The following is a 23582-nucleotide window of genomic DNA, read 5'->3' on the forward strand; positions in this document are numbered from 1 at the left end:
GCCTGCGCGAGTGGGTCAGGGACTTGCAGACCCGCTACGGCGCCAGTGAAAGACAGGTATGCTTCGCGCTGTGCATCAGGGAGATAACCGAAACCCGCATCCACTATGGCTACCGCAGGATTCACGTCATGTTTAAACGGCAAGGCTGGCGCGATAATCACAAGCGTATTTACCGGCTTTACCGCGAGCAGGGACTATCGCTGCGGCTAAAATGCCCCCGCTGCAATAAATCTGTGCTGAAACGTCAGCCCCAGTCGCAGGGGCTGTATCCCAATCACGTATGGGGGATGGATTTTGTCTCCGATGCGCTGTTTAACGGTCGGCTGCTTCGCCTGCTGACGGTAATCGATCTCTACACACGCGAATGTCTGGGGATCTGCGTGGGTCAGAACCTTCGCTCTTCAGAAGTCGCAGAGATGCTGAATATTATCGCGTTGAGAAGTCCGTTACTGTATCTCCTGAAAACAGATAATGACTCTGAATTTTCGAGAAAAATGCTGGATAAGTGGATGTACGAACGTGATATCCGGATTGACTTTTAACGGCCAGGTACGCCCACGGATAATGCCACGGTGGAATCATTCAACGGCAGGTTGCGTCAGGATTGTCTGAACGAGAACTGGTTTATGTCCATTGAGGATGCCCGGTGCAAAATCGAGGCTTGGCGCATACACTATAACCAGAGTCGTCCCAATTCTGCGCTGGGGTGGATGACCCCATCCGAATTCGCCGAAAAATCTGCCGGTTGCCAGAATTAGCAACCAACCTGAAGCCGGTTATTCCTGATTATGCATGGATCATATTCGAGGTCAGGATCAATATGTAGACATTAATAACATCACGGTGTATTTATCAACGGGGAACAGGTCACAAAAGCGCACAGCAGACTTACCATTCAACATAACATCCGTTATGATCACTCTCATAATCTGCTGATTAATATGCATAAATATCATTTATTGCACCAACTTCAATTTTCCTGATATTCATTCTCCGATGCGGATGTTTTCCTGGGGGTCTTTGACGGGGGCGTCCCGGCATTCGCTTAAGCCTTATCTGCCGGGCACTGTGCTGGGTTTTCCCTGAGCGCAGCCACACGGTTTTCTTTACGCCAGACGCCGGGCGGCACGCCGTACCGACGCCTGAAAGCCCGGGTAAACGTATGCTGAGATTCGTAATGATAACGCTCAGCGATCTCCGCAATCGTTTTATTGGAATAAATGAGCTCTTCGGATGCCGACGCCAGCTTCCGTAGCCGGATACAAATACTCATTCCCATCCCCATGCGCTGGCTGAACAGGCGGTTCAGATAACGCTGGGAATATCCGGAGTATTCGGCAAGTTCGCGCATGCCGATCCTCCCGTCCTCATGACTCAGCGCCCATCGGATCAGTTCTGAAAAAAATTATCATTGGTCACAGCGATCACCAGTCAGTCACGGGTCAGAACACCGGCATAGTTACCCTGTTACCCGGTCGTTTTACCCGCCCGCAGTAATGAACAGATAAACGATAAAATACACCACGCCGTAGCCGGCGGTGGCCATCATCATGGGTATGGCATCTTTAACGGAATACATGACCCACCTTAAAAGGTATAGGTGACGGCGAACGTACCGGTCCCTTCATTCCGGCGAAGCACAACCGGGCTGCCGGAGGCTTTATCATCCAGCCAGGTGTACCCCGCGCTCAGCACGCTCCCCCAGTGGGCATCAAACTGATGGCTCCAGGTCAGGCTGGTGTTCGTGCCGTAAAATCCGCCGGCCGCGTCATAGCGTGAGTAGCCGCTGTTACGGCTCTGCGTCTGGCTGACGCCGTACCAGGTATTCATAAAACGCGCGTCGCCAAAGAGCGCCGCTGACTGCAGCGCCACCGTGTCGCTCTGCGACTGTAGCGGGACCAGCGTCACCGACGCCTGATAGCTCACACCCTGGTCGTCACTCAGCGGTAACACTGCTTTTCCCTCGACGCTGAACCAGGGGGTAACCGCCCATCCCAGCGCCAGCCCGGTATTGACGGTCGCCTTGATGTTGCCCATGCCCTTCAGATTGTCAGCACCGTCCCGCCAGGAAGCGTTCCTGTCGGCGCGCCCCAGTCCGTAACCCAGCGTATGCTCTAAATAAAAACCGCCGTCGCTCTGCAGGTCATAGCCAATGCCCTTTTGCGCATCCGCAAACAGGGCCCCTTGACGCGCCTGGAAGACCGGCACAGGCTGCAGGTTCATTTTGTCAGACCCGCTGTAGCGCGGAGCGTACTGCGCGCCCAGCCCGAGGGTGACGCCGTCCTGAGGCCCGCTGTCGTCGGCCTGCCCCGGGATCGATACTACCGTCAGTACCAGGCTGGTTATATACAACGCCGTTTTTCTGGTTATCATCGTGTCACCTCATCATCCGTCCGTATGCCACCCCTTGCCCGGGTGGTCACATCGCGAAACCGGAGTATCCCGTGGCTGTGTCAACAAACCGCCAGGGATTTATGAAGAAACTGTCAAGGTGAGCCATGCAGAACAAAAATATTCTGATAATCGAAGATGACGCCGACGCGGCGGAGGTGCTGGAAGCCTACCTGCGCCGGGAGAACTATACCGTCAGGGTCACGGCAGACGGTCTGAGCGGGCTGGAACAGGCGGAACGCTGGAAGCCGGACCTGGTGCTGCTGGATGTGATGCTGCCGGGCCTGAACGGCACCGAGGTGCTGGCAAGGCTCAGGCGCAGCAGCGACGTGCCGGTCATCATGGTCACAGCGATGGGCGATACGCCTGACCGCATAGGTGCACTGCGCTATGGAGCAGACGACTACGTGGTAAAACCCTATCATCCCGGGGAGGTTGTTGCGCGCGTGCAGGCCGTGCTGCGGCGCAGCGCAGCGGTGCGACAGGCTGATGAGGTGCTGCGCTGGCAGGGTCTGGAGGTCAACACCTCCGCCATGACGGTAACCGTCACGGCCAGTGAGGGGCCCGTCATCAGCGTGGAAACGACGCCCACCGAGTTTGCGCTGCTGGTCACGATGATGCGCGCGCCGGTTCGCGCGCTGAGGCGCCAGTATCTGCTGGAGCAGTGCCTGCCGGAAAGCGATGCGCTGGAGCGCGTGGTCGATACCCACGTTTATAATCTCCGCCGTAAGCTTGAGGCGGCGGGCATCCCCAACGTGCTGCTTAACGTCCGCAGCGTGGGCTACCGGTTCCGTCAGCCATGAAAGTAAAACGCCCTCAGACCCTCTGGCGCTGGCTGTGCCTGCGCATACTGACTCTCGCGATAGGGACCGTCGTTCTGATTGCGCTGTGCATGTGGTTGCGGTTCACCGTGCAGTATCTCTGGATCACGCACCATATGCCGCCTGCGCTGTTGCAGGAGTTCCTAGCCCTGCGCGAGCACCCGGAGGCGGATCCGGCGCGGTACCATGAAATCGTCGATGCCTGGTGGGGGATCCGTTATTCTGACCCTTCCATTGCCTCTTCTGACTGGATCACGGTCGGCATTCTGGTGCTGGTGACGAGTCCTTTTATCACGTATCTGGGGTTGCGCTACGCCCGGCCGCTGTCCCTGCAGTTCAGCCACCTCAGGCGAACCGCGGAGGCGGTAACGGCGGGACGTTTTGGTTCACAGTCCGCGCTGGTCACCGGTGCGCCGGCAGAAGTGCTGCACTTTGCTGGCGACTTCAACGCCATGACGCGTCAGCTGGCGCACTACGAGCGCGAGCTCCGTGCGTCCCACGTGGCGATGGCGCATGAGCTTCGCTCGCCGCTGACGGCCGCGATGGGCAGGCTTCAGGGCCTGATTGACGGGGTTTTTGACGCCGATCCGCGCCACCACGCGATGATCATGAGCCAGCTGCGCTACCTCAGCCGCCTGATTGATGATCTGCACCTGCTCTCTCTGGCGGATGCCGGTCAGCTTAGCCTGGACAGCGCCCTCTGCTGTCCTGCAGACCTGCTACGTGAACGCATTGCCTGGATAAAGCCCCAGCTCGATGCGGCGGACATGCAGGTCGGGCTGACCGTCTCCGGCCCGACGGCCGTGACGGCGGATGCCTTCCGGCTGGCACAGGTGTTTACCATTCTTCTTGAGAACGCCCTTCGCTATGCCGGAGCCGGATCCTGCCTGCGTATTCGTGTGCAGCAGCGTGCCGGGCGCTGCGTGATTGATTTTCAGGATAACGGACCGGGCGTTCCGGCTAACTTCCTGGCCGGTATGTTTGATCGTTTCAGCCGCGGGGAGACCTCGCGCGCGCGGCACTCGGGCGGCAGCGGCCTGGGGCTGTCGATAGCGCGGGCTGTCTGCCGCGCGCATGGCGGTGACATCAGTGCGACGCTTCCGGCCGGCGGCGGTCTGCGTATCCGGGTCGAACTACCGGCCAGATAAACCCGTTTTTTGCCGTCTTGATACGTTCTTGACCGTTTATCCGCTGAATCTCGATAGTCAGCGGATGTAATGGCGCAGTCTCTCTAAAGGAACTGCGCCATGACTGATGATTTCACCCGCCTGCTGAAGGAGGGAGCCGAACACCTGCTGGAACCCCGGCGCTTTGACCTGTTACTCCCCCTGCTTCCCTGCCTGCTTGTGCTGGTCCTGAGCGGGTGCGGCAACCCTCAGGGAGAGGCTGCGGCCCCGCCCCGCCCGGTCCGGAGTGTCACCGCCGCCGCTCCCGCCGCCCCCGCTGCTCTGAGCCTGACCGGCGAGGTGCGCGCCCACGACGAGACGGCCCTGAGCTTCAGGCTCGAAGGTCGGGTGCTGACGCGCCGCGCCGACATCGGCATGGACATTCACGCCGGCGAGGTGCTGGCCACGCTCGACAGCCAGACCGTGGCGAACCAGGCCAGCAGCGCGCAGGCGGATCTTGCCAGCGCCCGCGCAGCCGGGCAGCTGGCTTCCCTCAACCTGAAACGCATGCGGGCCCTGATGCCTTCCGGTGCCATCGCCCGGGCGCAGCTGGATTCAGCAGCGTCTGACTGGCAGACAGCGCAGTCCCGGATTCAGAGCAGCGAGGCAGCGCTGAAAACTGCGCAGGAAAACCTTCGCTGGACCTCGCTAACCGCACCGGAAGCCGGCGTGATCACCGGCGTCAGCGTCTCGGCCGGCCAGGTCGTCAGCGCGGGCCAGACGGTAGTAACGCTGGCTTCAGGGAACAGCCTCGATGTGATCGTCGACGTGCCCGATCCCGGCAGGATCCCGCGTGCGCCCGGCGACCTTTTCCGCGTCGCGCTGCTGACCGACCCGGCCGTGTCCGCGACCGGGCACCTGCGGGATATCAGCCCGCAGGCCGACCCGCAGACCCGCACCTGGCGTGTTCGTATTTCTCTTGACAGCCCGCCTGCCGCACTGACGCTCGGTTCAACCGTCACGGTCATGCTACCCGGTACCGGCTCACCGGTGATGGAGCTGCCGGCGTCCTCCCTGACGCGGCAGGCCGGTCGTCCGGCCGTCTTCGTCATCGATCCCGTGCAGAACCGCCTCCATATTCGCCCCGTGGTGATTGCGCGATTTTCAGCCAAATCCGTGTTTATCAGCGCGGGCGTCACGGCAGGAGAACACGTGGTGATCGCAGGCGTCAGTAGCCTGCGGGACGGCGAACGGGTCGCAAAAGATGAAGAAGGACAGTCCTGATGAAAAGCGCCTTTAATCTTTCAGCCTGGGCCCTGCAGCGTCAGCAGCTGATGGCGTTTCTGATGCTGCTGACAATGGCGGCCGGCATTTTTTACTATGAGCAGCTGCCGCGCAGTGAGGATCCAGCGTTTACGATTAAAACCGCTGTGGTTTCCGCGCAGTGGCCGGGCGCCACGCTTAACGATACGGTCCAACTCCTTACCGATCCCCTGGAGAAGAAGCTGCAGGAAATCCCGTGGCTCGATTACGTTCAGAGCGAAACGCACGCGGGCCGCAGCGTAATATTCGTGAACCTGCGCGATGATACTCCGCCAGAAAAAGTACCCGGTATCTGGTATCAGATACGTAAAAAAATGCAGAACCTTTCCCCCTCTCTGCCCCAGGGGATTCAGGGTCCGGCGGTGAACGATGAATTCGACGATACCTTCGGCACCATCTACGGCTTTACCGCCGACGGCTTTTCCCCGAGGGAACTGCGAGATCGGGTGGAAACGATCCGCCGCGATCTGATGAGCCTGCCGGACGTGGGCAAAATTCAGCTGCTGGGCGAGCAGGAGGAGCAGCTGGTTGTTGCGTTCTCCCCGCGCAGGCTTGCCGGGATGGGGCTGAGTCTGCAGCAGGTGACGGATGCCCTGCAGACGCAGAACTCGGTTGAGCCGGCGGGTACCGTCCGCACCGGCGATGACAACATTGCCCTGCGCGTCAGCGGCGCGTTCAGAAGTGAGGAGAGCCTTCGGGCGGTTACGCTGCACGTCAACGGGCGCTATGTGCCGCTCATCGATGTGGCCACTATCACGAGACAACCCGCGGAGCCCCCGTCGCCGCTGTTCAGGGTCAACGGGCGACCGGCAATCGGGCTGGCGGTATCCATGGCGCCCACCGGAAACATGCTGGATTTTGGCCAGGCGCTCAACGCGCGCCTGCGCGCCGAGGCGCAGCGTCTGCCGTACGGCATAGAGATGTCACGGGTGGCCGATCAGTCGGCTGTGGTCGGTGAGGCCGTCGGTTCCTTCCTCCACGTGCTGATCGAGGCGGTCATTATCGTGCTGGCGGTGTCGTTTGTTTCCCTCGGGGTGCGAGCGGGCCTGGTCGTGGCGGCCGCCATTCCGCTGGTGCTGGCGATGACGTTTACGGGCATGCACCTAGCCGGGATTGGTCTGCAGCGCATCTCGCTCGGTGCGCTGATTATCGCGCTCGGCCTGCTGGTTGATGACGCGATGATAACGGTCGAGACCATGGTCTCCCGGCTGGAGGCGGGCGACACGCGTCGGGAGGCGGCCACGTACGCCTTCAGAAACACGGCCATCCCGATGCTGACCGGCACGCTGGTGATGATCGCGGGCTTTATACCTGTCGGCTTTGCCGCCTCCAGCGCCGGAGAATACTGCTATACGCTGTTCGCGGTGGTCATGATTGCGCTGCTCTGCTCATGGGGCGTCGCCGTGCTGTTTTCCCCCCTGACGGGGAGCTGGCTGCTGCCCGCCCGGCTGCCTGCTCACACCGCAGGCCCCGGCAGGCTGGGCAGCGCCTACCGCCGCCTGCTCGGCGCGGTGCTCCGCCACAGGCTGGCCACGATGGCCGTCGCGCTGCTCGCCCTGCTCATGGCAGGTGCCGGCACCACCTTGATGCAGGGCGAATTCTTCCCGGCATCCGATCGCCCGGAGCTGCTGGTCAGCCTGACGCTGCCGGCCAGCGCGTCGCAGGATGCGACTCTCCGCCAGGTGCAGCGCCTTGAAGCGGTGCTCAGGGACAACAAACTTATCGATCGCTATTCGGCCTATGTGGGCTCCGGGGCCGTTCGCTTTTATCTGCCGATGGACGTACTGCTGGACGATGAAAACACCGCTCAGCTGGTCGTGGTCGCCAGAGACCTGCCGGCCCGCGAACAACTGCAGCAGCAGCTGAATGCAGTTCTCGCGCAGCATTTCAGTGAGTTTACCACTCGCGTGTCTCCGCTGGAGCTGGGCCCGCCTGTAGGCTGGCCGGTCCGCTACCGGGTCAGCGGACCGGACTATACGCGCGTCCGGGCGCTGGCCGGAGAGGTGGCGTCGACCCTGGGGGCATCATCACTCACTCGCGGGGTCAACCTGACGGCGGGCGATCCGGAGCGCGTGATAACCCTGGCCGTGAACCAGACCGCCGCCCGTGCGGCAGGGATTTCTTCCGAAGGCCTTGCGCAGTATCTCAACGCCATATGGTCCGGCCGCGTGGTCACGACGGTGCGCGACGGCAACCGAATGCTGGACGTTGTACTCAGAGCCGGCGAGGCGGACAGGCGCGATCTCAGCAGCCTGTCGGGGATGATTCTGACGTCGGATACCGGCGCGAAAATACCGCTTTTACAGATTGCGCAGCCTCAGGCAGGGCTGGAAGATACGGTGATATGGCGGCGTCAGCGGCTGCCTTTTATCACGGTGCAGACCGATCTTGCCCCCGGCCTCCGAGCCCAGGCGGTCTCAGCCGGACTGCGTCCTGACATTGACAGGCTGCGGGCGAAACTGCCGGCAGGCTACAGCATCAGCGAGGACGGCACGGCGGCTGAATCCGATAAGGGCAACAATTCAGTGATAAGCGTCCTGCCGGTGACCCTGCTGGTCATGCTGGTGCTGCTGATGGTCCAGCTGCAGCGGGTCTCCCGCATGCTCCTGGCGCTTTTAATGGCGCCCTTTGGCCTGCCGGGTATCGTCATGGCCATGCTGTCCACCGGTACCCCAATGGGATTCGTGGCGCTGCTGGGCATTATTGCGCTCGCGGGCATGATTATCCGCAATGCTGTCATCCTGATCGTTGAAGCAGATGGCAATGTCAGTGTCGGAATGGCCGCGGATGAAGCTGTTACGGCCGCAGCCCTGCACCGTGCCAGACCCATTCTGCTGACGGCCTGCGCCGCCATACTGGGCATGCTGCCAATATCTCACCAGGTATTCTGGGGACCGATGGCCTGCGCAATCATTGGGGGACTTCTGGTGGCGACGGTGGTGACGCTTACGGTCCTGCCTGCTGCACTGAGCGTAATGATTCAATATGAACAAAGCGGAACGCCAAAATGGAAGATTCTGCGCAAGGCTTAGAGGGTTTGACGGGCTACATGGCGAGCGCAACAAAACGGACTTTCTCTACGGGAGGTTAACAACATTGCTTGTGCTTGCCAGTTATCACCTCGATCCTTAGCACAAGACAATCCTACAAAAATCCCTATGACTATGTATTACAAGTGAAGCGTCCGGTTTGAACGGAGGCTATTACGGTGAGAATAAATGATCTCTGTTGAACGATTACCCAATAGGTAGACGCATTATTGAACTTAATATCTAATTAAAATCCTCTCAGTATCAAAAGTTCTTTCAATTTCTTTGGCTTAAGCGCATAGAACTTACGACTTCCGCTTCATGACCCAGAATGACCAACTGTGATAAATCAGCGTAAGCGGAACAATGATGGCCGATCCGATTAAAACAAAAACCTGAGCGGTTTGAGGTGCTGCACCCTGATAAATATCTAATTTATTCATCAAAATCCAGGGATGCATGCCAATACATCCACCCAGGAATATCAATGCGACCAACGCTTGGGTGAATACCAGTAACATTAGCGGATGTCCGCGCCAGAGTCCCCACACTTGAAGGCAAGCCGCGACAGTCGCCATCACAATCACCAGTTTCCCAATCAAAAGCGCCCAGCACTGATCCCACAGGTGCATATTAAACCGCAGCAGTACTGCAAAAATTAGCAATGAAACCAGCCACCATACCCAGCACCAGGCTCCTGCAAGGGGAACCGTTGTTTCCCCCAGCCGCCAGCGTACCCAACAGCAGGCCATGAGGAGATAAACAGCAATGAGACCCAAACCCGACAGGAATCCTGTCAGGCTTAGGATATCAGCCATCGCGTCCGGCTGCGTGCTCAGCACAGCATTCATACACAACCCCTGAATCATAGCCGCAAGCCCGGAGCACGTCATCATCAGGCGATCGAGCCAGCGTTTGAGCTTCACCCCAGCTTCGGCGCGATACTCCAGCGCCAGCGCGCGCAGAAACAGGCATAACAGCATGACAAAAACAGGCAAGGCCAGAGAACTCATCATCAGGCTAAAGGCAGCAGGAAAAAGCGCAAACATCCCCCCTGCAAGGAGCACCAGCCAGGTTTCATTTGCGTCCCACACCGGCAGAAGAGTATGCGTCATCTGTTCCCGCTGCTCCTCTGCCCTAAACCAGAAGAACAGCATGCCGGTTCCAAGGTCCGTTCCATCCAGCAGAATGTACATCAGTAAAGAGAAGCCCAGAAGAATCGCTGAGAGATCTGCCAGTAGCATGTTCAGCCTTCCTTAATGGGGTGTTTTCAGGGCAACGGCAACCATACCTGGCTTATCAGGGATTGGAGCAGAAGCGTGGCGCAGGAGATATCTCAGACCCAGCGTGAAACCAGAAGCGTAAACAACCAGGATGGCGACAAAGATGATGACAGTGGACGTCAGAGAAAGGGGTGAAACACTCTCAGAGGTGCGCAGGATGCCGTATACCGTCCAGGGCTGTCGCCCCACCTCAGTCACTACCCACCCCGCAATGAGGGCGGTAAAACCTGACGGTGTCATGCAGACCAGCCATCGCAAAAGTTTAGCGGAATGATTAAGCCTGCCACGCTTGAGTTGCATTAGCGCCACCAGCGAAGTGATCAGCATCAGCACTCCAAGCCCAACCATTATCCGGAACGCAAAAAATACGGGAGCAACAGGAGGTTGATCCGCTGGCGGGAATTCACTGAGGCTTTTAATGTGACCCGTGAGATTATGGCGCAGATAAAGCGAGGCAACCGACGGAACCAATATCTCTGCCCTATTACGTTGGGCCGTTTGGTCGGGCCAGGCGAAAAGACGCAGCGGCTCACCCTCCCCTTGCGGCGGCGGCTGCCAGCTTCCCTCAATAGCCGCCAGTTTGGCGGGTTGATACTTCAGCGTGTTCTCGCCGTGGAGATCACCGGTTACCATCTGCAACGGCACGGCAAAAAGCGTCAGGATCAGCGCGCTCTTCAGCATGAGTTGAGAAGACATTTCACCCGGAAAGCGCAGCAGGCGCCATGCCGCGATACCCATCATAAAATACGCGCTTCCGATTAGCGCAGCGGTCACCATGTGGGCAAAGCGCCAGGGAAACGAAGGTGCGCTGAGGAGAAGGATTATGCTTTCAGGAACAAAGTGCCCCGCGTCATCCCGGGTAAAGCCCACCGGTGTCTGCATCCAGGAGTTGGCGGCCAGGATCCAAAAGGCACTTAACAGCGCCCCAAAAGCCACCATGCAGGTCACGGCAAAGTGAACATGGGGGGGGATCCGCCCAAAGCCGAATAACATCACGCCAGTGAGTGCCGATTCCAGAAAAAAAGCGGTAAGCACTTCATAAAACAGAAGCGGCCCGATCATGCCACCCGTTTGCTGAGAAAAAGCAGCCCAGTGTGTCCCGAACTGAAACTCCATGACGACGCCAGATACGGCTCCCACCGCCACGGTCAGGGAAAATATCTTTATCCAGAAGTGCAGCGCATCACGCGCCGCAGTGTTTTTTTGCCACAACCAGCGAGCTTCAAACCAGACCAGCAGGGGCGCAAGGCCCATGGTGAGCGCTGCCAGCACGATATGCATCGCCATGGTCAGAGCAAACTGCACGCGCGCAATCAGCAATACCCATTCGGCGTCATTCACGCGTGGGCTTTCCGCTATAGCGTGTCACCGGGGGTTCTTCCTCACGTCGTATCTCCGTGACAAACGTTTCCAGCACCGCCATCAGCGGGCGGAGGCTTTGCCAGAGCTCATCGTCGTTGAGAAGTTTGAAGATGCCTCTCAGACCCGGCGCTTTCTGACCCTCATTCAGTTCACTGGCGGGTTTCGTCGCCATCACAGCCGCACGCAGCGCCAGAAGAATATGGTTGAAGCGTTCAGGTGGAATACTCCCTACAGCCATCACCATCAGGGACAGGTTCTGTACCGCATTACGCGAACCGGGTCGGTTGAGCCCGGCCACCAGAATTTTTCCTATTTCGCTGTTTGCCTTAACGATATCGTTGGCCAGTCGGATAAAACCGTGCTGGTGCAGATTTTCCAGCAGTTCACTGAGCGCGTCCTGTGCATTCTGCTCATCCTGAACTGGCGGTACGGTGTAATTGAGTCGCTCTGCCATTAATATTTCTCCGGATGATCGCTGTGTTCGGGCGGTTCGCGGTATCCCTGCTGCTGCCATTTTTCCTCAACCGCCAGATGGGAAACAGGGGTGCGTTGGCCGTAGCGGAAATTATGGGTGGGTAAAGGATTGGGCTGTGGGTGGCGGTCAATGCGCGTCATTTTCACCGCAATTTCTTTATAGGCAGGCGTGTTGACGTCGGGATCGTGATGGTCGCCGGTCAGGCTGTTGATCCCCTCTTTTCCATGGTGAATGGGAATAAACAGAACGTTTCCCGCTACGCGTGAGGTCACGACCACCGGCACCTCAATTTTACCGCGTCGGGAACGCAGACTGACCCATTCGCCTTCCGACAGCTGGCGCTCAGCGGCCAGCTCAGGAGAGATTTCAACAAACCAGTTAGGCGAAAGGGACATAATGCGGCCTCCCTGCCCGGTCTGATTCGTTGACTGGAAGTGTTCGAGCATGCGTCCATTATTCAGTAACAGGTCGTAGTCATCATTCGCCTCTTCCATGGGAGGCTGCCAGCTGAGCGGATAGAGCCTTGCTTTACCGTCGGGGAAATGGAAGCGCTCGGTGTAAAGCAGGGGTGTACTCTGCCCGTCAGGCGTAACCGGCCAGATCTGTGACTGCCAGCCCACGAGATTTTCATAATTCACGCCAGCAAATATCTCCGCGATACCCGCGGCTTCAGCCATAATTGCGCCGGGGTTGGGGTAATGCCAGTGGTGGCCCAGACGGGCTGCTACGTCGGTGAGAATAGCCCAGTCAGGGCGGCTGTCGCCCAGCGGTTTCAGTGCAGGGAAAAAATGCTGAATACGCCGTTCGGTGTTCACAAACGTCCCTTCTTTCTCAACGCTCGGGCACCCCGGCAGAACCACATCCGCAAACTCGGCCGTACGGCTCATGAAGATGTCCTGAACTACCATGAATTCCAGTTGACTGAAGGCTTCATGCACTTTGGTTGAGTCAGCATCAGAAAAAGCGGTTTCTTCCCCTATCACGTACATCGCCCGAATCGTGCCTTCATGTGCATGCTGAACCATCAAGAAGTTATCAGCACCGGGTTTATCGGACAGCGATTCCGGGGAGACATGCCAGGCGCGGGCCCATTTCTCACGGGAAGAAGGATCGCTGACCTTTTCATAACCGGGATAAACGTTGCTGAGGCAGCCAAAGTCACTTGCCCCCTGGACATTGTTATGGCCACGCATTGGATAGCCACCCGTGCCGGGTCTGCCGTAATTCCCCGTGACCAGCAGCAGGTTTGAAAGCGCCGTACTGGTATCCGCACCATGGCTGTGCTGCGTAATCCCCATGGCCCACAGAATACACACGCGTTTGGACCGACCAATTAACTCTGCCGCTTCCTGCAGCTCATCGACAGAAAGTCCCGTCACGGCACTGGCAAATTCCAGCGTAAACGGCGCAAGCGAGGCCTTATACTCCTCAACGTGATTAACCCGCTGTTCAAGGAAAGGCAGATCGGCATAACCCTGCTCAAAGGCATATTTCGCCATAGCAGATGCCCAGACCATATCTGTACCAGGGCGGATACGCAGGAAGCTGTCAGCGCGGTCTGCCATTTCATGTCGCCGGGGATCCACCACCATCAGCTTTTGACCCTGATGCTTGTGGCTTTGCTTAATATGGGCGGCGATGACGGGATGATTCTCAGCAAGATTGCTGCCCAGGGTAATGATGAGGTCTGCTTTCTGCAGATCCCTGATGGTGCCGGCATCTCCGCCGTATCCTACCGTACGAAACAGCCCCTCAGTGGCCGGGTTCTGGCAGTAGCGTGAAGAGTTATCGACGTTGTTTGTTTTGAAAATCAGGCGGGCAATTTTTTGCGTCAGATAGGCTTCTTCATTACTCGCTTTACTGGAGCCGATAAAGCCAATGGCATTTCCACCGTGACGACGTTCAACGTTGCGCAGCCCTTCCGCCACACGCTGCAGAGCCTCGTCCCAACTGGCCGGACGAAACTGACCGTTCTCACGTATTAAGGGTGTCGTCAGGCGGTGCGGGCTGTTAACAAAGTCCCAGCCGAACTTCCCTTTGATACAGGTTGAGATTCCATTAGCGGGTGCTTCTGCCACCGGCTGGATTTTCATGATGTGGCGATCGCGCGTCCAAATTTCGAAGCTGCACCCCACGCCGCAATACGTACAGACGGTTTTGGTACGCTTGATTTCTGCCTGCCGCATCGCATTATCAATAAGCGAAACGCCAGTAATGGGTTCCATGCCGATGCTGGGCTCCAGCGATTTCACAAAATCGATAAGCGGTCGCTTGAGGTCCGGCTCCATAGCCGTAAAAGGACCACTGTCAGGTTGCATGGTTTTCTCAAGCAGGGCATTACAGGGACACACCGTTACGCAGTGACCACAACTGACACAGCTGGAACCCGCAATTTTGGTCCCTCCATCCCACAGAACACGCGGATGAGGCGACTGATAGTCAATCGAGAGTGTTTCGTTGACTTCAACGTTTTGACAGGCTTCTACACAGCGCCCGCAGAGAATGCACTGGTCCGGATCGTAAGTGTAAAAAGGATTGGAGGTGTCTTTTTCCGCAGGCTTGCGTTCGTAGGGGTAGTACTGAATCGGAATATGCATATCGGCAACGGTATCGTGAAGCGTGCAGTCACCGGTGTTGTGTTCACAGACGGTACAATAGAGTTCATGTCGCTGAAGCAAGCGATCCATGCCCTCCTGCTGGGCCGCCTGCATCATTTCGTTCTGGCTATTGACCACCAGCCCGTCTCTTGTGGACAGCGTACACCCGCGCACTTTTTCACCGTCGGCCTCGACCCAGCAGACATCACAGCTCTTAAGCGGCGGCAACGCCGGGTGATAGCAGACATGCGGTAGCTTTTTCCCCTGGAGTTGCAGGAAATCAATTAAAGGTTGATTAACCGCTCCGGTCAGTCGCTCACCATTATATAAAATGCTGCAACTCGCTTCGCTCATTAATCGCCTCTCAACGGACGGGATGGAAATCCCCGTAATGAATACTCGTGTAATTGTAAAGTTATGTCTTCAGCTTAGTGAGCAAAGTGAATAATGCAATATTAATGGTTTCGCTTATATATCCATTAAGGTCAGGGTCAGAAAAAAATTAGCGCAGAAAGTCATTGATGTGAATTAATAATTTTATGTATGACTACTGTCCTTAAGCTTTGGGAAATTAAATTTATCTCGTCTCGCTTATATTACACCCACTGCCTTTACCATATTCAGGATGAAATGTATTTTGTAGATAACACACTACCCAGCAACACAATGAAAAACATTAACCAAATAAAATCAACATACTAAATGGCATTGTGTGTGGGAGGGGGGTGTTAGTTAACATTTGCATTTAAATAAGAACTTATAGCAATAATTTGTGTAGGGTTCTGAAGGTTTGGCTTCTCATTCTGCTCACCTTTTTGTACAGACTTGATAGCTATACCTTTCTAAACCTGACTGGGCCAATATAAAACAAATATCCCTACCTGTTTTTGCTTGATAAAAACCACTTAATTAATCGCTGCGATTAAATAGTTTAGCTAATTCACTCGTTCTTACGTGACAAACATCACATCTTTGCCAAGCTTAATTAACATGTTAATTAGTAGGTTAAGATGAATTCATTTACTAACAAAACACTTATTACTCAGGAATATCCAAAGCCGCCATTTAAACAACAACACCAGCCCATTCCGGGACTGGCCAGCAAGATGGAACCGCGCCCCGATCATGGTGAAACGAGCTATCGCGGAACGGGACGTCTTAACGGCCGTAAAGCGTTAATAACCGGTGGGGATTCGGGCATAGGTCGCGCCGTTGCTATTGCGTATGCCCGCGAAGGTGCAGATGTTGCCATTAACTTTCTTCCCGCCGAGGAGGAAGACGCGGCTGAAGTAGTGAAATTAATCGAAGCGGAAGGTCGCAAAGCTGTAGCGATCCCAGGCGATATCCGTTCTGAAGAATTCTGCCAGCAACTGGTGAAAGAGGCGGCGGAAAAATTAGATGGCCTGGATATTCTGGTGAATAATGCCGGTCGTCAGCAATACAATGAATCTATTCGTACACTTTCCACCGAAGATTTTGACGCTACGTTCAAAACCAATGTTTATGCGATGTTCTGGATAACCAAAGCGGCGTTGGAGCATCTGCCGGCGGGTTCTTCCATTATCAATACTTCTTCTGTACAGGCTTATGAGCCGAGCGCCATTTTGCTGGATTACGCCCAGACCAAAGCGGCGATCGCAACTTTCACCAAAGCCCTTGCGAAGCAGCTGGGTGAGCAACAGATTCGTGTCAACGCCGTGGCACCTGGCCCGTACTGGACGGCATTGCAGGTCTCCGGCGGTCAACCACCTGAGAAGATCGAACAGTTTGGGGCCACCGCTCCCCTGGGCCGTCCCGGCCAGCCCGCTGAAATCGCACCGCTGTATGTCACTTTTGCGGAAATCAACAACAGTTTCACCTCTGGCCAGGTCTGGTGCTCCGATGGCGGCACCGGCACGGTCTGATATTCATTCAAAATAATCAGAATGTGGTCGCCTGCGCGACCACATTCTTCCTCTGATGTTTGCGGCATATTAACTACTTGCAAAACATACCAATGAAGATCCAAGTGAAAGCACATTTTCATTGCCGCGGGTAAGGGAGGCCCTCTTCTGTGCTTACTGAACGGAAATACACTAAATACTATCTTCCTGCGTCCAGCGCCTTAAGACCGGATTAGCGCTGGCTCACCAGCAGGATGTCGATGCGCTTCACGCTCATAAAAATCTCCCGGGGTAATCCTCCTTGATCTCATGAACATCATCATAATGACCAAATAACCGATAGCGATTCTGTGCAATACGATTGTAAATAAAGTCAGTAATAAAATCAGGCAGAAAACGAATTAAAGACAACACCTTCCAGGGCCACGGCATAAATGCCATTGCCCGGCATATCGCCTGTGACCTGAGCCAGTGTTGATTCTGATTAATCAGAACGATTGTTCGAATATTTTCATCGGGCAAGCCGGCATATCTCAACAGCGTTTTACCCTTCTCACTCTGAATGGCTACAAAGCGTATTTTGCGATCGATGTGATGGCTCAGCAAAAAAATAACCCAGGCATTGCACAATTTACACACACCATCATAAATGATGACTTTATCCCCGGCATTGAGAAAGGGCGGCATCGACATAACGATTTTTCCATTCGATAAACAGTCAGTACGGCACATCTTACTCTTACGTCAAGCGATGCGGGAAAGTCTCAATCTAAGCGAGACGGTTTACTGCCCTACTCAGCCGTGTTTAAGCTGTTTTATTTCCCATTCTGCTTATCTCCAGGAAGGAAATAGCCCGGCCAGCCCGCAATGCTGAATTGACGTCTATGCTTAGTGTTTCCAAAAAACCTTATAAACAGAGGTGCCTTAGGCACCCAAATTTTCTGGAGGCTGGGTATGAGCACCCCACACGATGTCAACCACCAGCAGGCTAGCGTCAAAGAAGGCGCCAAAACAGCGAACAACGATTCATCTGCGACCGCGTCGAGCAAACACGCGTTAGCCACCACACCGCCACCCGCCTTGATGCCAGTAACCTTGAAAGTGAATGGTAAAGAGCAGTCCCTGCATCTGGATACCCGCACCACGCTGCTGGATGCTTTACGCGAACATCTGCATCTTACCGGGACCAAAAAGGGCTGCGACCACGGTCAGTGCGGTGCCTGTACCGTTATCGTAGATGGGCGACGCATTAATTCATGCCTCACGCTGGCGGTGATGCAGCAGCACGCTGAGGTCACCACCATTGAAGGCCTGGGGACGCCGGACAATCTGCACCCGCTACAGGCTGCATTCATCAAACATGATGGCTATCAGTGCGGTTACTGCACGCCGGGACAGATTTGCTCTTCCGTGGCCGTTCTGAAAGAGATTGCAGACGGGATCCCCAGCCACGTTTCCTCAGACCTGCTGGAGCAGCCAACGCGGCATGCAGATGAAATTCGCGAGCGTATGAGCGGCAATATCTGCCGCTGCGGGGCCTACGCCAATATCCTCGCCGCTATTGAAGACTACGCGGAGGGTCAGACATCATGAAAGCCTTCAGCTATGAAAAAGTCACCTCTCCTCTGGAAGCCGCCAGGCGTGTACAGCAAAACCCCGGCGCAAAGTTTATTGCTGGCGGCACCAACCTGCTGGATTTAATGAAGCTGGAGATAGAAACGCCCGCTCATCTCATTGATGTGAACGGATTGGCGCTGGATAAAGTTGAGCCCACCCAGCAAGGTGGGCTGCGTATCGGTGCGCTTGTGCGTAACACCGATCTTGCCGCTGACATGCGGGTGCGCAGGGATTACGCGGTTCTTTCACGTGCCTTGCTCGCGGGGGCGTCCGGTCAGTTACGTAATCAGGCCACGACCGCAGGAAATCTGCTCCAGCGCACGCGCTGCCCTTACTTCTATGACACCCATCAGCCCTGCAATAAACGTCAGCCCGGCAGCGGCTGTGCGGCGATCGGGGGTTACAGCCGTCAGCATGCCGTGGTGGGTGTCAGTAACGATTGTATCGCGACCCATCCCAGCGACATGGCCGTAGCCATGCGACTGCTGGATGCCACCATCGAAACCGTCAGCCCGGATGGCAGCGAGCGCGCAATTCCTATCGACGAATTCTACCGCGCTCCAGGTCAGACGCCTCACCTTGAAACGGTGCTTAACGCTGGCGAATTTATTACCGCGGTTTTACTGCCGCCGCCGGTGGGAGGCACGCATATCTACCGTAAAGTGCGCGACCGCGCCTCTTATGCTTTTGCACTGGTTTCCATTGCCGCTATCGTACACCGCGATAACTCAGGAAGGATCGCCGTGGGCGGTGTAGCGCACCAGCCCTGGCGGCGGACATCAGCAGACAGCGAACTGCCCAAGGGTTCTCAGCCGGTTTTCGATAAGTTGTTTGAGGATGCGCAACCTACGGCGGATAACCAATTTAAGCTGGTACTGGCGAAGCGCACCCTGGCTTCGGTGCTGGCAGAAGCGAGGGCAAAACCATGAAATTTGAGAAACCTGCCGGCACCAATCCTATTGACCAGCTCAGATACGTGGGACGCCCCTTAGATCGCATTGATGGTCCGCTTAAAACCACCGGTAGCGCGCCTTACGCCTATGAATGGCATGATGAAGCGCCCGATGTCGCGTATGGGTACGTGGTGGGCAGCCCGATTGCCAAAGGAAAAATGACTTCACTCATTACCGCAGCCGCTGAAGGTGCTCCGGGCGTCTTAGGCGTTGTCACGGCCAGAAACGCGGGCAAACTCGGTAAGGGAGAGATGAACACGGCAACGTTGCTGGCTGAATACCATATCGAACATTACCATCAGGCTGTGGCATTAGTTGTCGCTGAAACGTTTGAACAGGCACGTGCGGCAGCCCAGCTGGTAGAAGTTAGCTATCAGCAAGAAGAAGGGGTTTACAGCCTTGAGGATGCGAAACCCTCCGTCACCTCTCCACCCGAAGATACTCCGGATAAAATCGTAGGAGATGCAGAGCGTGCCCTGAGTGAAGCGGCGTTTGTGCTGGACCAAACCTATACCACGCCGGACCAAAGCCATATGGCCATGGAACCTCATGCTTCAATGGCCATGTGGAATAAAGACAGGGTAACGGTCTGGACATCAAATCAGATGATTAACTGGTGCCGATCCGATCTCGCGAAGACCCTGAACCTGCCGCTGGAAAAAGTGCGGGTGCTGTCGCCTTATATTGGCGGGGGTTTTGGCGGAAAGTTGTTTCTGCGCAGTGATGCCCTGCTGGCTGCTTTAGGTGCGCGTGTCGTTAAACGTCCGGTAAAAGTGATGCTGCCCCGGCCAATGATCCCCAATAACACCACCCATCGACCGGCGACGATCCAGCACATTCGCATGGGTACCGACAAGTCCGGGCATATTACGGGCATTTCGCATATTAGCTGGTCGGGTAATTTGCCGAACGGTACGCCTGAGACCGCAGTACAACAGACGGAACTCCTTTATGCCGGAGCCAACCGTCTGACGGGCCTGCGTCTGGCAACGCTTGATCTGCCGGAAGGCAATGCGATGCGGGCACCGGGTGAAGCGCCGGGATTAATGGCGCTGGAAATTGCCATTGATGAGATGGCAGAAAAAGCGGGCATCGATCCGGTGCAATTCCGCATACTGAATGATACTCAGGTTGATCCCGCCGATACCCAACGCCCCTTCTCACGCCGCCAGCTGATTGAGTGTCTGCGCACCGGCGCAGATAAATTCGGCTGGCAAAAGCGTAATGCATCACCTGCGCAGGTGAGAGACGGGCGCTGGCTGGTGGGCTTAGGTGTGGCCGCTGGATTCCGCAACAATCTCCTTGCCCCCTCCGGTGCACGTGTGCATCTGGATGCACAAGGCATCGTCACCGTCGAAACTGACATGACGGATATTGGTACCGGTAGCTACACCATCATCGCCCAGACAGCGGCAGAAATGATGGGCGTGCCTGTCAAACAAGTGACGGTGAAACTGGGAGATTCAGATTTCCCGGTCTCTGCAGGATCGGGCGGTCAGTGGGGCGCGAATACCTCAACAGCCGGCGTTTATGCCGCCTGTGTGAAGCTGCGTGAGCAGGTGGCGACAGCACTGGGTATCAATCCTGATGAAGCAGAGTTTGTAGGGGGCGAAGTGCGCTCAGGTCATCGCAGCGTGCCGCTGACTGCAGCGGCGGCTCAAGGCACTCTGACGGCAGAAGACACCATTGAGTTTGGCGATCTCGATCAGCAGTATCAGCAATCCACCTTTGCCGGGCATTTTGCCGAGGTAGCCGTGGATATCTGCACAGGGGAAGTGCGCGTGCGCCGCATGTTGGCTGTCTGTGCAGCGGGTCGAATACTCAACCCGAAAACCGCGCGTAGTCAGGTCATCGGCGCGATGACAATGGGCTTAGGTGGCGCACTGATGGAAGAACTCGCGGTGGATACCCGGTTGGGATTCTTTGTCAATCACGACATGGCGGCCTATGAAGTGCCGGTTCATGCTGATATTCCCGATCAGGAAGTCATCTTTCTTGAAGATGCCGACCCGGTCTCTTCGCCGATGAAAGCCAAGGGCGTGGGTGAACTGGGATTATGTGGTGTCGGTGCGGCTATAGTGAATGCCATCTACAACGCGACGGGAGTCAGGGTAAGAGATTATCCGGTTACGCTGGATAAACTCCTGAAGGCATTACCGCAGATCGCTTAATGCCATCCAGGCCTGTCTCAGTGGAGCTTGGACCGTATTCCCATTATCACAACAGCGCTGCGCGCGAATCACTACGCCATCGGTAAAACGGCTGGAGCGGAATGCGTTCGGGTTCACTGACGGCGTGCTGCTGGTCACCAGGTCAGCCATTAGCTGCCTGGCACCCCGCAGCAGGTTTTCAGTTCCCCGCAGCATAGCTACACGCAAACTCTATAAATATGGTTGATGCCGCACAAGCATTAGACCTCGCTTCGGATAAAGAGCGCGCCGCTAAGGTTCAATTGGTTTTTTGATACAGAGATTGTAGAGAAAAATAGACGCAATCGGGCGATGGAAAAACCGGGTAGGTGGGTTTTACATCGTCAGGTTCATACTTTCCCTTTGCTCCAGTACGCCATAAAGCTGACCAGAGTTTTCTCAATATTTCGCTCCCCAACCAGGTAGTGACGAATATGTTTTACCGTTGAAGACTCAGCCGCAACCCAACCATAAAACCGTTTATTCATGCTTTCTGCACTCTGCCACAGATCTTCCTGTTCGCTTTCATACGCGCAGTCATGGAACGTATTGATTGTGTCAGCAGGGATAACAGCTTGCTCTCTTACCGCGGCCAACAGTGCTTCGCCGTGAACGGTGTTTAGTTTGTCGCGTGGAAGCCAAAATACCTCAGCAAAGGCGTATTTGCTCAGGTCCACAACGTCTTTTTCTAATGGGACTTCCTGAAAGACTTGAGTTTGCGGCGGAGAAGGCATTTCAGCCATTTGCGCTAAAATCCCCTTAACCGCAGGTAGCGCTGTCTCATCAGCAATGATCAATGCTCGCTCCACCTCAGGATCGGGTTTCCACTCATATCCACCGCTGCTGGCTTCATGTTCACGATTAGGCGCAACAATCTGTAGAGAATCACCTGGGCTGGCAGATAACACCCAAGCCGATGCAGGTCCTTCTATGCCGTGAATGACAAACTCCACGTCCATTTTTCTCTCAGTCGCATTGACGTGTCGAAGCGTATAAGTGCGGAGTATTGGCCGTTGTTCAGCGGGGATGCTTTTAAGTTGATCCCACCATGCGCCGCTCTCAGTCAAATCTGAAGCAAGGCCGCTGGAAGAAGGGAGGAGTAATTTGATGCGCTGGTCCGGCCCATCCATCTTCATCTGCGCGACCTGGTCGCCAGTGAACACACAGCTCATCAGTGAAGGGGTCAGCCATCTCTTCTGCAAAAGTGTGACATTAAATATTCTATAACCGGGAACGGTGGCCATGCTTCTTTCCTGGCGCTCAGCGCTGACTTTCTGATTTAAAAATGACCACCAGCCAGAGGGTGATCATGAAGAAGAATATTGATGCACTCCATGCACCCGCCATTAAGTGGTCCTGTCCTGCCAGCCACGTAATCAAGGGTACCAACAGCGCACTGACGCCATAACCAAGCGTATGGCTGGTCGCGATCAAACCCGCTCCTTTGCCGATTGAGAGCTGCTGATTAAGCAGTAACTGATAGGCTGGCGTGGCCATGGCTGTGCCAAAAGAGGTGACGGCGATCCCGGCATATAACACCGGTAAATTGCCCATCACCATCATGGCTAAGCCTGCGATCATCAGCATGCCCGCCACAACCAAAAGCGACGTGATGCCCAGACGCTGCGGCCTCACCACCAGAAATTGAGCCAGCAAGGTACTTACCGCGGCCAGACTCAACAGCCATGCAAGATGATAGCTGACGGCATCAGGCAGCTGGATAGAATGATGCAATAGCGGTGCAAGGCCAATCTGCATCAGACTGATAGCGACCGCCAGCAGTAAAGCCAGGCAAAGGAATGGCAACAGTTTGCTGTGGAAACGTGTGGATTGATGCGGCATGACGCCAAGAGGAGGATCCGCATATTGTCCGCCGATCAGGAGTAATGCGAACAAAGGCGCCCCGGCCATTAACAATAAAGGCGCCATGGGACTCAGACCTAAAGCAAGTGCGGCTAAAGGGGGACCCAGCAGTCTTCCACAGCTGATGCCGGAACTGATAGTCGCTAAAGCGGCCATTCGCTGCTCTGGCCCCGATCGTTGCATGGCCCACGTTTGTGCGGCAGGCACCAAGCCCGATACAGTCAGGCCGTAAATGACGCGGGAGAGAATTAAGCCCATCAGCCCCAGACCCGCACCGAGAGCGTGTTGTGACATCAGACCTACCACAGCAGCCAGTGCGCCAAAGCTCAACAAATATCCGGTCAGAGCCGCGACGACCACGAACTTGCAGCCCCTCACTTCGGATACTTTCCCCCACCAAGGCGAAGCAGGCAGAAAGAGCATGGAACCAAAGAGCAGTAATCCTGCCCAGGTGGAAAGGGTGAGGCCCGTCAAGTCCACCAAATGGGGCAGAACAACTAATAAGCCATTCTGTCCAATCCCCAACAAACCGGCACATAAAGCCAGTGGCCAAGAGGATTTTCTTACCACCCTCAAACTAAACAAACCTGAAATGACTGACATTAATTTGTAAATACACCGTTAAATACAGGGATATATATGACTTAAGATGTATGTAAATATTGCAAAAACAGTTGTCAATGTAAATGA

Annotated in this window: 18 protein-coding genes and 1 pseudogene; 10 read left to right on the top strand and 9 right to left on the bottom strand. The window is 55.8% G+C overall.

Features of this window, described 5'->3' with window-relative positions; translation table 11 throughout:
- The first annotated feature begins 23 nt into the window (after window positions 1-23).
- Together VI01_RS09590 and VI01_RS25915 are read left to right on the top strand one after the other, a co-directional pair.
- Window positions 24-542 carry a DDE-type integrase/transposase/recombinase gene (locus tag VI01_RS09590; protein ID WP_197079582.1) on the top strand — a complete coding sequence of 173 codons (519 nt, stop codon included), beginning with the start codon at window positions 24-26 and terminating at the stop codon, window positions 540-542.
- Between the two features lie 12 nt (window positions 543-554).
- Window positions 555-758: pseudogene (locus VI01_RS25915) on the top strand (transposase); the annotation flags it as partial.
- Window positions 759-1045: 287 nt separating this feature from the next.
- Here the strand turns inward: VI01_RS25915 and VI01_RS09595 are convergent.
- Both VI01_RS09595 and VI01_RS09600 read right to left on the bottom strand, forming a co-directional pair.
- On the bottom strand, window positions 1046-1351 hold the full coding sequence (locus VI01_RS09595; RefSeq protein ID WP_052696989.1) for a helix-turn-helix transcriptional regulator: 306 nt from the start codon (window positions 1349-1351) through the stop codon (window positions 1046-1048).
- A gap of 236 nt (window positions 1352-1587) precedes the next feature.
- The gene (locus VI01_RS09600) at window positions 1588-2373 is read right to left on the bottom strand and encodes a MipA/OmpV family protein (RefSeq protein WP_045814951.1); all 786 of its coding nucleotides are present in this window, start codon (window positions 2371-2373) and stop codon (window positions 1588-1590) included.
- Between the two features lie 125 nt (window positions 2374-2498).
- Between VI01_RS09600 and VI01_RS09605 the strand changes: the two genes are divergently transcribed.
- From VI01_RS09605 to VI01_RS09620, 4 genes are all read left to right on the top strand, one after another.
- Window positions 2499-3194, top strand: a complete 696-nt coding sequence (locus VI01_RS09605) for a response regulator (RefSeq protein ID WP_045814952.1) — start codon at window positions 2499-2501, stop codon at window positions 3192-3194.
- A complete protein-coding gene (locus tag VI01_RS09610; protein WP_045814953.1) occupies window positions 3191-4360 on the top strand; it encodes a cell wall metabolism sensor histidine kinase WalK in 1170 nt (389 codons plus the stop codon). The genes VI01_RS09605 and VI01_RS09610 overlap by 4 nt, the downstream gene beginning before the upstream one ends.
- Before the next feature lie 99 nt (window positions 4361-4459).
- On the top strand, window positions 4460-5602 hold the full coding sequence (locus VI01_RS09615) for an efflux RND transporter periplasmic adaptor subunit (protein WP_045814954.1): 1143 nt from the start codon (window positions 4460-4462) through the stop codon (window positions 5600-5602).
- Complete coding sequence (locus VI01_RS09620) at window positions 5602-8673, top strand: efflux RND transporter permease subunit (protein ID WP_045814955.1); 3072 nt, start codon at window positions 5602-5604, stop codon at window positions 8671-8673. Before VI01_RS09615 ends, VI01_RS09620 begins: the two co-directional genes overlap by 1 nt.
- 302 nt (window positions 8674-8975) lie before the next feature.
- Here VI01_RS09620 and VI01_RS09625 read toward each other — a convergent pair whose 3' ends face one another.
- From VI01_RS09625 to fdhF, 4 genes are read right to left on the bottom strand one after another with little or no spacing between them, the layout of a single operon-like run.
- Window positions 8976-9914 carry a cytochrome d ubiquinol oxidase subunit II gene (locus VI01_RS09625; RefSeq protein ID WP_045814956.1) on the bottom strand — a complete coding sequence of 313 codons (939 nt, stop codon included), beginning with the start codon at window positions 9912-9914 and terminating at the stop codon, window positions 8976-8978.
- Between the two features lie 12 nt (window positions 9915-9926).
- Window positions 9927-11294: a cytochrome ubiquinol oxidase subunit I gene (locus VI01_RS09630; RefSeq protein ID WP_052696990.1), complete on the bottom strand. Its 1368-nt coding sequence runs from the start codon at window positions 11292-11294 to the stop codon at window positions 9927-9929.
- The gene (locus VI01_RS09635) at window positions 11287-11769 is read right to left on the bottom strand and encodes a DUF1641 domain-containing protein (protein ID WP_045814957.1); all 483 of its coding nucleotides are present in this window, start codon (window positions 11767-11769) and stop codon (window positions 11287-11289) included. The genes VI01_RS09630 and VI01_RS09635 overlap by 8 nt, the downstream gene beginning before the upstream one ends.
- Window positions 11769-14741, bottom strand: coding sequence for a formate dehydrogenase subunit alpha (fdhF, locus tag VI01_RS09640; protein ID WP_045814958.1), 2973 nt, complete (start codon window positions 14739-14741; stop codon window positions 11769-11771). The genes VI01_RS09635 and fdhF overlap by 1 nt, the downstream gene beginning before the upstream one ends.
- Before the next feature lie 656 nt (window positions 14742-15397).
- Between fdhF and VI01_RS09645 the strand changes: the two genes are divergently transcribed.
- Window positions 15398-16291 (top strand): SDR family oxidoreductase, encoded by an 894-nt coding sequence (locus tag VI01_RS09645; RefSeq protein WP_045814959.1) that lies wholly within the window; start codon window positions 15398-15400, stop codon window positions 16289-16291.
- A 252-nt stretch (window positions 16292-16543) separates the two neighbouring features.
- Here VI01_RS09645 and VI01_RS09650 read toward each other — a convergent pair whose 3' ends face one another.
- Entirely contained in the window at window positions 16544-16963 is a 420-nt protein-coding gene (locus tag VI01_RS09650; protein WP_045814960.1) for a DUF393 domain-containing protein, read from the bottom strand.
- 261 nt (window positions 16964-17224) lie between these two features.
- On the opposite strand from VI01_RS09650, the gene paoA reads away from it, so the two are divergent.
- Genes paoA through paoC form a run of 3 tightly spaced genes read left to right on the top strand, consistent with a single transcriptional unit; the run spans window position 17225 to window position 21011 of the window.
- Window positions 17225-17863, top strand: a complete 639-nt coding sequence (paoA, locus tag VI01_RS09655) for an aldehyde dehydrogenase iron-sulfur subunit PaoA (RefSeq protein WP_045814961.1) — start codon at window positions 17225-17227, stop codon at window positions 17861-17863.
- Window positions 17860-18816: a xanthine dehydrogenase family protein subunit M gene (locus VI01_RS09660; RefSeq protein WP_045814962.1), complete on the top strand. Its 957-nt coding sequence runs from the start codon at window positions 17860-17862 to the stop codon at window positions 18814-18816. The genes paoA and VI01_RS09660 overlap by 4 nt, the downstream gene beginning before the upstream one ends.
- The gene (paoC, locus tag VI01_RS09665) at window positions 18813-21011 is read left to right on the top strand and encodes an aldehyde oxidoreductase molybdenum-binding subunit PaoC (protein ID WP_045814963.1); all 2199 of its coding nucleotides are present in this window, start codon (window positions 18813-18815) and stop codon (window positions 21009-21011) included. Before VI01_RS09660 ends, paoC begins: the two co-directional genes overlap by 4 nt.
- Before the next feature lie 368 nt (window positions 21012-21379).
- Here paoC and VI01_RS09670 read toward each other — a convergent pair whose 3' ends face one another.
- Together VI01_RS09670 and VI01_RS09675 are read right to left on the bottom strand one after the other, a co-directional pair.
- Entirely contained in the window at window positions 21380-22273 is an 894-nt protein-coding gene (locus VI01_RS09670) for a siderophore-interacting protein (protein WP_045814964.1), read from the bottom strand.
- 16 nt (window positions 22274-22289) lie between these two features.
- Entirely contained in the window at window positions 22290-23495 is a 1206-nt protein-coding gene (locus tag VI01_RS09675; RefSeq protein ID WP_045814965.1) for an MFS transporter, read from the bottom strand.
- Window positions 23496-23582 lie beyond the last annotated feature (87 nt).

This window comes from Pantoea sp. SM3 (genome assembly GCF_000963995.1).
Classification (GTDB): domain Bacteria; phylum Pseudomonadota; class Gammaproteobacteria; order Enterobacterales; family Enterobacteriaceae; genus Pantoea; species Pantoea rwandensis_B.

Excerpts from the sequence above, each read along its gene's own strand:
- VI01_RS09675 (WP_045814965.1), bottom strand. The coding sequence starts at position 23,495 with ATGTCAGTCATTTCAGGTTTGTTTAGTTTGAGGGTGGTAAGAAAATCC.
- VI01_RS09645 (WP_045814959.1), top strand. The coding sequence starts at position 15,398 with ATGAATTCATTTACTAACAAAACACTTATTACTCAGGAATATCCAAAG.
- VI01_RS09600 (WP_045814951.1), bottom strand. The coding sequence starts at position 2,373 with ATGATAACCAGAAAAACGGCGTTGTATATAACCAGCCTGGTACTGACG.
- VI01_RS09605 (WP_045814952.1), top strand. The coding sequence starts at position 2,499 with ATGCAGAACAAAAATATTCTGATAATCGAAGATGACGCCGACGCGGCG.
- VI01_RS09625 (WP_045814956.1), bottom strand. The coding sequence starts at position 9,914 with ATGCTACTGGCAGATCTCTCAGCGATTCTTCTGGGCTTCTCTTTACTG.
- VI01_RS09650 (WP_045814960.1), bottom strand. The coding sequence starts at position 16,963 with ATGTCGATGCCGCCCTTTCTCAATGCCGGGGATAAAGTCATCATTTAT.
- VI01_RS09670 (WP_045814964.1), bottom strand. The coding sequence starts at position 22,273 with ATGGCCACCGTTCCCGGTTATAGAATATTTAATGTCACACTTTTGCAG.
- paoC (WP_045814963.1), top strand. The coding sequence starts at position 18,813 with ATGAAATTTGAGAAACCTGCCGGCACCAATCCTATTGACCAGCTCAGA.
- fdhF (WP_045814958.1), bottom strand. The coding sequence starts at position 14,741 with ATGAGCGAAGCGAGTTGCAGCATTTTATATAATGGTGAGCGACTGACC.
- VI01_RS09595 (WP_052696989.1), bottom strand. The coding sequence starts at position 1,351 with ATGCGCGAACTTGCCGAATACTCCGGATATTCCCAGCGTTATCTGAAC.
- VI01_RS09615 (WP_045814954.1), top strand. The coding sequence starts at position 4,460 with ATGACTGATGATTTCACCCGCCTGCTGAAGGAGGGAGCCGAACACCTG.
- VI01_RS09620 (WP_045814955.1), top strand. The coding sequence starts at position 5,602 with ATGAAAAGCGCCTTTAATCTTTCAGCCTGGGCCCTGCAGCGTCAGCAG.
- VI01_RS09635 (WP_045814957.1), bottom strand. The coding sequence starts at position 11,769 with ATGGCAGAGCGACTCAATTACACCGTACCGCCAGTTCAGGATGAGCAG.
- VI01_RS09610 (WP_045814953.1), top strand. The coding sequence starts at position 3,191 with ATGAAAGTAAAACGCCCTCAGACCCTCTGGCGCTGGCTGTGCCTGCGC.
- paoA (WP_045814961.1), top strand. The coding sequence starts at position 17,225 with ATGAGCACCCCACACGATGTCAACCACCAGCAGGCTAGCGTCAAAGAA.
- VI01_RS09660 (WP_045814962.1), top strand. The coding sequence starts at position 17,860 with ATGAAAGCCTTCAGCTATGAAAAAGTCACCTCTCCTCTGGAAGCCGCC.